The following is an 11,723-nucleotide window of genomic DNA, read 5'->3' as shown; positions in this document are numbered from 1 at the left end:
TTACATCTCAGTCCATCCTCATTTCCTTTTGCTTGTATGAAACCACCCTGCCTCAGCCCCCAACTTGGGGAGCAAGAACTCAAAGTCCCCCAGAATTGGGGGATTTAGGGGGCGACTGCGTAAGTCCTACTGAAACAACTGTTGCTTCAGAGATTAATGTTGAGCAAAACGAAGTCTGACAACCGTACTAGAGCCTGGTAGCGTTTGTAAGCTCAGCGGGTTCGAGAATCAGAGCATCTGGTTTTTGTGCCGCCAAAACCTCACACGAGTTGAAGCCCCAACACACTGAAATGACTTTAATGCCAATTTTACGGGCGGCTTCTACATCTCTAGTTTCATCACCTACGTAGATGGCGGTGGCTGGATCGATGCGGTTTTGGCGCAAAATTTGTTGAATAATGCGGCCCTTACCAAATAGGGTTAAGCCAGAATCAATGAAATCAAATAATTCATCCATCGCTTGAGCTTTGAGAAAAGCGATGACATTTTGTCGAGAGTTCGATGTCACAATGCCTAAATGATGGCCCTGATGTTTAAGTTCTAAAAGTGCGTCTATGATGCCAGGAATCGGTTGCAGTCCCGCAATTTCTCGATTTAGCTCGATGCGCAGCCGCCGGAGCAAAAACGGCAGCTTAAAGAAGGGAACGTTCGATCGCCGCAAAATCTCTCTAGAACTTAAGCTCTTGAGCTTGTGAACATCTTCTAAAGCTGTGTGCGGATAGCCGAATTCATCGGCTAAACGGTTGCTAATGTTGAAAACAGCGTTGAAGGAATCGGCGATCGTGCCATCAAAGTCAAAAATGATGACCTTTGCAGTTTGCTCAGGCAGAAGTAGCGGCAAGGATTTGTCTAACACACGCATTGTTTACTGGGCTTGGTTTAAAAACAAGAAAGGCTCAAAGTCTCGCCAGCAATTGCTTTGAACGTTACCTTGAAAATTGCGGCAGCTCTTCAGTCTACACCACACAATCTCTACAGCTTTATCTTACAAACTTCAGCGATCGCTGAAGTCGAACGCTTGCCATTGCGATTCTCGTCAAAGCAGATCTCAAGCAACACATGTCGTTGGCTGACACCAATATAGCCAGTCTCAGGCGACTAGACTTTAAGTCGGGAACCGTCTAAAGTCCAGAGTTTAGAGTCTCTTGTTTTCAAAGGTACCCATGAGTCGGATTGTCTCAAAGTCCCCTCTTTCCTCGCCTCAGTTGGAGAAAGCGGGAATCGTTCAACGCTATGCTCCGGGACTCTATGCATTCTGGAAGTTTGCTCGTCCACACACCATTATCGGCACCAGTTTGAGTGTGTTGGGGCTGTATGCGATCGCCACAACAGGCAGCGGGCAGTGGTCGATCGCAAATGCCATCGCAGCAATCTTCCCGCCGCTTCTCGCCTGCCTCTGCGGCAACGTTTACATTGTCGGGCTAAATCAGCTTGAAGATATTGAGATCGATCGCATTAACAAACCCCACCTACCCCTGGCATCAGGAGAATTTTCGCCAAGGCAAGGTATCGTAATAGTCGCGATCGCAGGTATGCTGGCGCTCTTACTGGCCTTTGTGCAAAGCCCCTTTTTGCTGGCAACCGTTGGGGTGAGCTTGCTGATCGGAACGGCATACTCTTTGCCACCGTTGCGGCTTAAGCGCTTTCCAGTTTGGGCCTCGCTGTGCGTCTTCACGGTACGAGGCGTAATTGTCAATCTAGGGCTTTTTCTGCATTTTCAGAGCAGACTGGTAATTCCGCCAACCGTTTGGGCACTCACCCTCTTTGTGCTAGTTTTCACCTTTGCGATCGCCATTTTCAAGGATATTCCAGATCTAGAGGGCGATCGCCAGTACAACATCACTACATTTACACTCCGCTTGGGTCAAAAAACTGTGTTTTACCTGGCGTTGTGGGTGATTACCAGTTGCTATGCAGGCATGGTGCTCGTGAGTTTGTTTGGGCTTCCTGGCACCAATGCGTTGTTTTTGATGGTGACTCATCTCATCGCTTTGGGGGTGCTGTGGTTTCGCAGCATTCGCGTTGACCTCACAACGCAAGCAGCTATTAGTCGCCACTACCAATTCATCTGGAAGCTATTTTTTCTGGAATATGTGATGTTTCCGATCGCCTGCATCTTGGCTTAAGAACTGGTGCTATTTAGGGGCATGCTAAAAGGACAAGATCGTGAAAGGATAGAAGAGGGAACCGTCTTCTACCGTGTCAGTCCTTATTTTAAGGACAAAGGCGACGATCTTATGATGTACGCTTACAGGAAGCACACCCAATGCTCTGTATCCAAACTGCTGTATCTGCCCACCCTACTGCCCCAGTTTGTGAAGGGCGATAAAACTTTACATCGCATTCACACTGCAATCTCGCTGAGGGGAACACTAGCAAGAGTGACATTGCGGTGGTTCTGTTTGAACTTCATCCGGCTTTGCGCTGACGCTTAGTTCTGCGCGATCGACTGCAACGTTCAATTCTCTTCACATAATGCCGTCTGTGCCACATCAGACAACTCCACCCGAATCCCTCCTGCACCAAGCGCCGATCGGCATTCTTCAGCTTGGGTTGGATAGTGGCATTACGTATGCCAACCCAGCCTTCTGTGAACTCATCGGCTATACAGAAGCCCAGTTGCGTCGGCTTGATAATCGCGCGATTTCTCACCCTGAAGATTTTGCGGCTGAAGTGAGGCTACTTCAGCAAATGCTTGACCGTGGTCAGCGGCAACAGGCGTTACAAAAGCGTTATCAGCGGTGTGATGGGGGCATTGTTTGGGCTGAAGTCCAATTGTCTCTCATGGCTGATCCAGCGACAGGAGACGACATGCTTTTAAGCTACGTGACCAACCTGACCCATCATCATCTTATTGAGCAGGAAGTGCGGCAATACCGAGAGCGTGAGGCACTCTTGGCAGATATGTCCATGCAACTGCAAACAACCTTTGATCTTCAAGCGGTGATGAAAGCTGCGGTGGAACGACTGCGGCTCCTTTTAGCCGTCGATCGTGTCATTGCCTATCAACTCTTCCCCGATGGTAGCGGCACGTGTCTAGCTGAGGCCGTTACCAATTCTTACCCCACCATACAAGGACAGGCGTTTTCGTCTGAATGCATTCCGCCGCCTTATCTAGATGCCTACCGCGATGGTCGCTTATGGGCTGTCACAGATATCTTTGACGAAGATTTGGCAGAATGCCACCAAACCATGCTGGTCAACATGGGCACTCGCAGCACCATGTCAGCCGCGATCGTGAGCATGGATGCAGCACTAGAGCCTCAAAAGCGGACACTGTGGGGCTTATTAACGGTGCATTACCATAGGCCACGTGTCTGGAGAGCCGAAGAACAACGGCTACTAAAAGTCATTGCCTCTCAACTAGCCGCTGCCGCCGAACAAACCCATCTGCTGCAATCGCTTCAGCAACGCGCACAAGACTTAGAAGACCGTGTAAGCGAACGTACGCGATCGCTCGCACAAGCGCTCAAATTTGAACGTCTGGTACATCATTTAACCGAAACACTGCGCCAGCATTTAGATGCCCATCAAGTTTTGCAAGCGGCGGTTGAAGGGTTAACGCAGACCCTTAATGTCGATCGCTGCTTTGCCAGCCTGGTGGATGCTGATCAAGAACAGTTAACCGTCCAGTATGAGTCCATTCAGGAAGGGATTGCTTCTTGCCCTTCACTTATCGGGCAAACATGCGAACTGCATTTGACCTCACTAGAAAGTCTTCTGACTCCATCGCTACAAGAGCCAGGGCAGGCGAGCGATCGCCTTCTCAGAGCAGCCTACGTGCTCTGTTGCTGTACAGAGCCATCAGCCGATGCCGCCTCAGAAATGATGCGATTACCCAAGCCAATTGAGGAAGTATCCAGCCCCATTCGAGATGATCAAGGGCTGCTTGGTCTGCTAACGGTTTGCTGCCATCAAGCCCGCACGTTTGAACCAGACGAAATCACGTTACTTGAGCAAGTTGCCAGCCAATGCGCGATCGCCCTGCGGCAGGCAGACCTAAACGCCCAGAAGCACCACTTGCGTGTCAGCGCTGACTATTTTCGCTCTTTTCTAGAAACTTCCAGCGATGTTTTTGTCGAATACGACTCTAAACTTCGTTGTTTATCGATGAATCCTGCGGGCACTACCATGTTGGAAGTAGACCCTACAACGATCGTCGGCAAAACGAACCAGGAACTGTTTGGCGACACTGCTCCCATTCTGGACTCAATGCTTCAGCGCGTTTTCGATACGGGTGAAAAAGTCTTTGTGGATCATGAACTGCTCTTAACACAGGACAGCAAAATCTTTGAGACGATCTATACCCCGATCAAAATGCCTTCAGGAGTCGTGCAGCGGGTGATTAGCGTGAGCCGTGATGTCACAGAACTCAAGCAACAATGGCAGCTTTTACAGACCCAAAACCAGCAACTGACCGAAGCCACGCGCGTCAAGCAAGAATTTATCGCTACCACCAGCCATGAGTTGCGCACTCCGCTCACAGCCGTTCTAGGCTTCTCAAACGTTCTCTTACAGGGCTTTTTTGGCACACTTAACTCAAAGCAACGAGATTACATCGAGCGCATTCATGACAGCGGACAACATCTACTCGATTTGATCAACGACATCCTGGATTTATCACGCCTCGAAGCCGATCGCCTGGAGCTTGATCTTCAGGCGATCTTTCTGCCAGATATCTGCGAAGGCGTAATGGGCTTGATTCAAGAACGAGCATTAAATCAAGGGCTAAAGCTGGAAATGGATCTTGATCCAAGCATTGATTGGGTGGTTGCCGATCCCAGACGATTGAAGCAAATGCTGCTCAACCTTTTAGCCAATGCGGTCAAGTTCACCCAGGAAGGCACCGTAGGGCTTAAAGTGTATCAGGAATCCCTGCCATCATGTGTCAATACGCCAATAGATGAACTGTTTTTGAACGAATTGGAGCAGGATGACGATCGCTTAGCAACCCGCCCACAAGGTATGATTCACTTTTTAGTTTGGGACACTGGCATTGGCATTGATGCATCTAGCCAGGAAAAGCTTTTCTCGCCCTTTTCGCAAATTGATAGCTCTCTGGCTCGTAAACACCAGGGGAGCGGTTTAGGGCTAGTGATTACACGGAAACTAGCAGAATTACACGGTGGTTCGGTGACGTTAGAATCCACCCCAAATCAAGGGTCATGCTTCACCATTGCGCTACCAATGCTTCAGACAAACTAAGTTAGCAAATGCAGCATGCGGAAGGCAGGAGTCAGAAGCTAGAGTTGTTTCTGACTGTTTCAGGGTCATCAACGCCTGCTGCGCCTATGGAGCCAATCAGGTTCACTGCTGTTCTTGGCACGTCTGATCTCTGACTCCTAGTCTGACGCTCCAGCCTACGATCGCCTAATAGCTGTCATCCCCTGGAACGCGATCGCCTGCTCGTTCAGCGCCATTCTGCTCTAGCGAAGCAGTACGAATTGCTAACCACTGACGAAAAAGTTCAGCACCCTTCAAATCGCTCGTTTGGTAAAGACGCACAGCGCGATCGAGCTCCTGAGGTGTGTTAAACACGGGCAGCGTGCCTTGAAGTTCTTGCATGGGTTACCTCTGCTTCAGTGAGCCTGAGTAGTGCGCTTGGATATGTCTGTATTATTTCTTAGAAATCCAACTCAGATATGAAGACAACAAAAAGTATTACAAGCTACATTTTATATTTTCTATGAACTAAACCAAGGGCAATAACAGCTCAAACTCTGTACCAGTCGCAAAATGCTCAAAGGCAAATGTACCTGTTGGCTCACAACCCGTCTTGACTGTGGCTTTACGGTAGGAGGATTCAAAGTCCTCATTGCGCGATCGCATCTCAAACTTACCGCCATGCTTAGCGGTCAGAATTTGATAGCTCACTGCCAAACTGGTTTCTTTTTCTGCCCGTTTTTTCACTGAAAACGTTTCCCAAATGCGCGTCTGGTCTTCTACTGACAAGCCTGGTCCATTATCGGCAATGCAGATAGCGACCCAGCGTGAAGGCTTGCCGTTAACGATCGTTGTACGAATTTCAGTTGTAATCGCGATCGTTGGTTGAGTCAGGTTTGGCATCGTCATTCCGCACGGCTGACTCACCTTAAAATCGTGTCCTAGCTGCTGACTTACGGCCTGATCGATCAGAGCATCCACCGCATGGGTCAGGATATTCATAAATACTTGATGCAATTGACCGGCAAAACAGAGTACGGGAGGCAGTTGTCCGTACTGCTTCACCACTCGAATTTCACTAGTCAGGCGGCTTTTAAGCAGCAGTAGAATGCTGTCGAGAAGTTCATGTAAGTCAGCGGGTTTGGGATACACCTCATCAATGTGGCAGAAGTTTTGCAAGCTGCTCGCCAACTTCGATAAGCGTTCTGCACCAGTTCGAATACTCTCGATCGTGCGGGGTAAATCCTCTTGAAGGTAATCAAGTTCTAGCTCATCTCGAAGCTGAACCAACGCAGCAGGCAATGGTGTCATCGTGGCTTCGTAAGCAGATAACAGCTTCAAAAGGCTATCGCTGTAAGCAGAGACATGGCTCAGATTTCCCCAAATGAAGCTCACTGGGTCAAGAATTTCGTGGGCAACCCCATCGACTAAGCGCCCCAAACGCGCCATTTTGTCGCTCTGAATAAGTTGCGCTTGAGTGCGTTCGTACCGTACCTGTGTTTCGACACCGCGAATCTGCCAGTAGGCAATATTTAAGGTATGAACGTCCAGCACATGATAAGTCTGGGAGGCTGCCTGCACCACGATCGGTTCCCCTTGCAGTTCGGGCGATCGACGTAATGCTTGCTGTGCAGCAACCACAATCGGCGTTGTACTCGACACCACCAGAAAATCGCTACGAGCGTAGCCGTGTAAAACCCTCAGAGGTTCCTTCAGAAAAAAATCAATGCCATGCGGACGAATTAAGTATTCCAGCAACCGTCGCCGCGACAGCATTCCCACAAACCGACCCCGTTCAACCAGCACCGTTCCTGGCAAAAGTGGGTGTTGCTCAAACACATGAGCCAGTTCGATACCTAAACAGTCCAACTCGACGCAAAAATCATAACGCTGCAACTCCTGAAGCGTTGCCTCTAGATGCAACGCCTGCAAACTGCTCTCTAATAGCGTTGGCAGCAAGTCATGTTGATCAAATTCATTGGATACAGGGTGACAAACCAAGGGAAAGACTCCGATCGCAAAAGGAACCAATCAATAAAACGATTCATATCACTGAAGTCCCTTCAGTTTGCCCAAATTGAGATGTGCCTTAACTTGGGTGAAGAATAGTGAAGGCAGAAAGCAGAAGGCAAAAGACAGAATGAACTCAAAACTCAAAACTCTCCCCTTCCCTCCTGCCTCCTCTGCCTCCCCTGCCTCCTCTGCTTCCCCTGCCTCCCGCCCTCTTTCCTCCACTCCACTCACTCCAGTTCGGATACCCGTACAGAGCAAAAAGTTGCAATTGTATCTAACCTTCGGTAGATTAGCACTCAGGGGTTGAGAGTGCTAACTCTGCCCTGAGTGCTAACGCAACTGAATTTTGTTGTTCAGCTTAACCTGCTAGTTTGGAGAATTTTGTATGGCAGCCGTAACTCTGAGCGTCTCTACTGTAAAGCCGCTGGGTGATCGTGTTTTTGTGAAAGTAAGCGCCTCTGAGGAGAAGACCGCTGGTGGAATTCTTCTGCCTGATGCCGCGAAAGAAAAACCTCAAATTGGCGAAATCGTGGCCGTTGGTCCTGGGAAGCGCAGTGACGATGGTGCGCGCCAAGAGCCAGAAGTAAAAATTGGCGACAAGGTGCTTTATTCCAAGTATGCAGGCACCGACATCAAACTCGGCGCTGAAGAATACGTCCTGCTGTCTGAAAAGGACATTTTGGCGATCGTTTCGTAATTGTTAGTTTTTAGTTTTTCGTTGTTAGACGCCGCTAGCACGACCGCTTGCCGCACTCTAACATCAAGCCCTAACAACCAAGCACTTCATTCTTTTCAAGCTCACAACCAACAACTAACAACCAAAAACCGATATGGCTAAGCGCATCATTTACAACGAAAATGCTCGTCGTGCCCTTGAAAAAGGTATGGATACTCTGGCTGAAGCGGTGGCAGTCACCCTCGGCCCCAAAGGTCGGAACGTCGTACTGGAGAAGAAGTTTGGCGCACCGCAGATTGTGAACGATGGGGTCACGATCGCCAAAGAAATCGAACTCGAAGACCACGTAGAGAACACTGGCGTAGCGCTCATTCGTCAAGCGGCGTCCAAAACCAACGATGCGGCTGGTGATGGTACAACTACTGCAACTGTGCTGGCTCACGCGATCGTGAAAGAAGGTCTGCGGAACGTTGCTGCTGGTGCTAACGCGATTTCACTGAAGCGTGGTATCGACAAAGCGACTGGCTACCTGGTAGATAAGATCGCTGAACATGCTCGTCCTGTAGAAGATTCCAAGGCGATCGCGCAAGTCGGTGCCATCTCGGCTGGTAACGACGATGAAGTCGGCCAGATGATTGCCAATGCAATGGACAAAGTGGGCAAAGAGGGTGTGATTTCCCTCGAAGAAGGCAAGTCCATGACGACCGAACTGGAAGTTACCGAAGGGATGCGTTTCGACAAGGGCTACATTTCTCCCTACTTTGCCACCGACACCGAGCGCATGGAAGCGGTTTTAGATGAGCCTTTCATCTTGATCACCGATAAGAAAATCACCCTGGTACAAGACCTGGTACCTGTTTTGGAGCAAGTGGCTCGTGCGGGTCGTCCTCTCGTCATCATCGCTGAAGACATCGAGAAAGAAGCGCTGGCAACCCTGGTGGTTAACCGTTTGCGCGGTGTGTTGAACGTAGCAGCCGTTAAAGCTCCTGGTTTTGGCGATCGTCGTAAGGCAATGCTAGAAGACATCGCTATTCTCACGGGCGGTCAACTGATTACCGAAGATGCTGGTCTGAAACTGGATACCACCAAGCTCGAATCGCTGGGTAAGGCTCGTCGCATCACCCTCACCAAAGACACCACCACGCTTGTCGCTGAAGGCAACGAAAAGGCTGTTAAGACTCGCGTGGAGCAAATCCGTCGTCAAATTGAGGAAACCGAGTCCTCCTATGACAAAGAGAAGCTGCAAGAGCGCTTGGCGAAGTTGGCGGGTGGCGTCGCTGTGATCAAAGTGGGCGCAGCAACCGAAACTGAAATGAAAGACCGCAAACTTCGTCTAGAAGATGCTATCAACGCAACCAAAGCGGCTGTTGAAGAAGGCATCGTTCCCGGTGGCGGTACAACTCTGGCGCACCTGTCTCCTGAACTGGAAACTTGGGCAAACAGCAACCTCAAGGGCGAAGAGTTAATTGGTGCGTCGATCGTGGCTCGTGCTCTGGCAGCTCCCCTAAAGCGCATTGCTGAAAACGCCGGTCAAAACGGCGCAGTGATCGCTGAACGCGTCAAAGAGAAGGATTTCAACGTTGGCTACAACGCTGCAACGAACGAATTCGTTGACTTGTTTGCAGCCGGTATCGTTGATCCTGCTAAAGTGACTCGATCGGCACTGCAAAACGCCGCGTCGATCGCAGGCATGGTCTTGACCACCGAATGCATCGTTGTTGACAAGCCTGAACCCAAAGATGCAGCTCCCGCTGGTGGCGGTGGCGGCATGGGCGGCGACTTCGACTACTAATTTGGATACAGGGTTTGGGGTGTCAATTCATGGCACTCTAAGTCCAAAAATGATTAAGAGGGGCGATCGCGCGTAAAAGCGATCGCCCCTTTCTATACTCTTTTGCCCAACAGTTCATAACATGACGCTGGCTATAGTGTCATTTCATAATCAAAATGTGAGCAAACGAACAGAACTTACTGTTCACCAGCCATGAATAGAGATCCCTTTTTCACTAAACTCAAGCGCTTCAAGAAAAGAATGTATTTTTCTAGTTTTGAGTTTTGGAAAGGAATAAACACAGATGGTGTTCCAATACTTAGCAAAGTATTAGGAGGGATTGCAGGGACATCTTTAGGTGCACTTGTAGGCAGCTTATTTGGTACAACTGGTCTAATTCTCGGCTCGGTAATTGGGCTTCTGAGTAGTGCAGTCATTGAACAATTCCTTCCTAAACTTTTGACTTCTCACATATCAAGGTTATCGGAGGATCCTACTCGAGAGCTTACAGACCGACTTCATCAAAGATTAGACGAAGCACGCAAACAATATGAACTTAAACTCCAGCAAGAAGAACATGATAGGGCAAACCCAACTAGAGAAGACACAGTCAGCTTCATAGGCTATGACAGCAACCAAGGTTGGTACATATTTGAACTAACTGACGGTGGGAAAGCATATGTTTTAGGGAATCTACTATCTTTAGAATCAGGCATCTTGCTTGTCGGTGGAAATCGCTATGTTTTGCGTAGAACACGAGGTTCTTTAAGCGGAAGGTTATTACATTTTTAGAAAAAGAGAGCCTATCAGTTTTGCAGAACGGTTAAACAATCAGCGAAGCACTAAGGTGAATATATCGGTGAGCAAGCTTTAGCAAAACTGACATACTTTAATAAGCTACGATGACTTTCAAAGTAAGTCTGCTTGTCTAAGATCGCTGGACGTAGATCAAGCATTCTTAACAGATAGCCCCAAGCGCATTTGTTGTGTACGCTTGGGGCTATCTCAACTTCCGATCAAGGGATCAAAGGTCATGAACTAAGTTTTGTCGCAGCATTTAGAACGGTCAAGGTGAGGGATCTCCTCTTGTATGACGATCGTAGTTAGAGTTGCTTTGATACCGTTGTTAGGATAGTTTTAAGTCTTTGGGTATCTACCGCATTACTCTCAAGATTGCAGATGAAGAGATATCAACAACCTGGTTAAATGCTGCTCGAATTAACGAAACCGATTCAGACGTTACAGCGATAAAAACCTCCTGTTTAACGTAAGCTGAACCATTACTTTATTGCGATTTACTTCGTTGCGTAACCGTAACTTTGTTGCCTAAGAAGCCTCCTTTCGTTGCTTCTTGATTCTTAGATTACTCCTCTCTTGTCGTGATTTCCAGGGTTGAAACTAAAGTTTACTTTTGGTGAGGTACGCTCGTCCACACCGCATCCTGCCCCTCATAACGCTCCTTCGACGTTTGAGAGACGAAGCTCAACCAAAAAAGAACCCGATCGCGCGATCGGGTTCTTTACGTTTTGCAGTTCGACGTCTTATGACTGGCTTTAGGATACCCAGCCATCAGCAAGAATAACGATCCGATCGCCGAGCTGATACCAATTCCATATGAATTTGCAGACAAATGTCGGTTGGGTTTCGTTAGACTCAACTCAATCGATGCTTGGCCATGTTGAGTTTCACACTGCTCTACCCAACCGACAATTCTGTGCGTCTTTAACGAGTAGAACTTACGCAGTCGCCCCCTAGATCCCCCAATTCTGAGGGACTTTAAGTTCTTGCTCCCCCAGAATTGGGGGCTGGATGGCTAGTCTTGCGAGAATTTGCGTAACCCCTAAAGAGAATTAGTATGAGACCTCAATGAACGTCTAGAGATCTCCTGAACCTGCACTCTGAAACCAATCGGGATGACAGGATTCGAACCTGCGGCATCCTGCTCCCAAAGCAGGCGCGCTACCAAGCTGCGCTACATCCCGTAATTTACACCCTAATCAGTATAACCTGTCTCATCACAAATTTCGATGAGAGTCAATTTAAAGGGCAGGGTGAACGCATCCGTATCTTAACAATGGGTTGATGGAGAATGCCGAAGGC

The 11,723-nt window shown here is 48.7% G+C and carries 8 protein-coding genes and 1 tRNA gene; 5 read left to right on the top strand and 4 right to left on the bottom strand.

The window, feature by feature from the left end:
• Positions 1-187: 187 nt before the first annotated feature.
• Positions 188-862 (bottom strand): HAD hydrolase-like protein, encoded by a 675-nt coding sequence (locus AC5JLP_RS33705; RefSeq protein WP_496072250.1) that lies wholly within the window; start codon positions 860-862, stop codon positions 188-190.
• Between the two features lie 301 nt (positions 863-1,163).
• On the opposite strand from AC5JLP_RS33705, the gene AC5JLP_RS33700 reads away from it, so the two are divergent.
• Both AC5JLP_RS33700 and AC5JLP_RS33695 read left to right on the top strand, forming a co-directional pair.
• On the top strand, positions 1,164-2,126 hold the full coding sequence (locus tag AC5JLP_RS33700) for a homogentisate phytyltransferase (protein ID WP_496072249.1): 963 nt from the start codon (positions 1,164-1,166) through the stop codon (positions 2,124-2,126).
• A gap of 349 nt (positions 2,127-2,475) precedes the next feature.
• Positions 2,476-5,205, top strand: coding sequence for a GAF domain-containing protein (locus AC5JLP_RS33695; protein WP_496072248.1), 2,730 nt, complete (start codon positions 2,476-2,478; stop codon positions 5,203-5,205).
• A gap of 165 nt (positions 5,206-5,370) precedes the next feature.
• On the opposite strand, the gene AC5JLP_RS33690 is transcribed toward AC5JLP_RS33695, so the two are convergent.
• The gene (locus AC5JLP_RS33690) at positions 5,371-5,565 is read right to left on the bottom strand and encodes a hypothetical protein (RefSeq protein ID WP_496072247.1); all 195 of its coding nucleotides are present in this window, start codon (positions 5,563-5,565) and stop codon (positions 5,371-5,373) included.
• Between the two features lie 126 nt (positions 5,566-5,691).
• Positions 5,692-7,164, bottom strand: a complete 1,473-nt coding sequence (locus tag AC5JLP_RS33685; protein ID WP_496072246.1) for a sensor histidine kinase — start codon at positions 7,162-7,164, stop codon at positions 5,692-5,694.
• A 397-nt stretch (positions 7,165-7,561) separates the two neighbouring features.
• Between AC5JLP_RS33685 and groES the strand changes: the two genes are divergently transcribed.
• From groES to AC5JLP_RS33670, 3 genes are all read left to right on the top strand, one after another.
• A complete protein-coding gene (gene groES / locus AC5JLP_RS33680) occupies positions 7,562-7,873 on the top strand; it encodes a co-chaperone GroES (protein ID WP_190451471.1) in 312 nt (103 codons plus the stop codon).
• Positions 7,874-8,006: 133 nt separating this feature from the next.
• On the top strand, positions 8,007-9,644 hold the full coding sequence (gene groL, locus AC5JLP_RS33675; RefSeq protein WP_496072245.1) for a chaperonin GroEL: 1,638 nt from the start codon (positions 8,007-8,009) through the stop codon (positions 9,642-9,644).
• Between the two features lie 192 nt (positions 9,645-9,836).
• Positions 9,837-10,415, top strand: a complete 579-nt coding sequence (locus AC5JLP_RS33670; RefSeq protein WP_496072244.1) for a hypothetical protein — start codon at positions 9,837-9,839, stop codon at positions 10,413-10,415.
• Between the two features lie 1,116 nt (positions 10,416-11,531).
• Here the strand turns inward: AC5JLP_RS33670 and AC5JLP_RS33665 are convergent.
• Positions 11,532-11,605, bottom strand: a tRNA-Pro gene (locus tag AC5JLP_RS33665).
• Positions 11,606-11,723: the final 118 nt, after the last annotated feature.

Source organism: Stenomitos rutilans (assembly GCF_059505485.1).
This window is presented reverse-complemented; position numbering and strand designations above follow the sequence as displayed.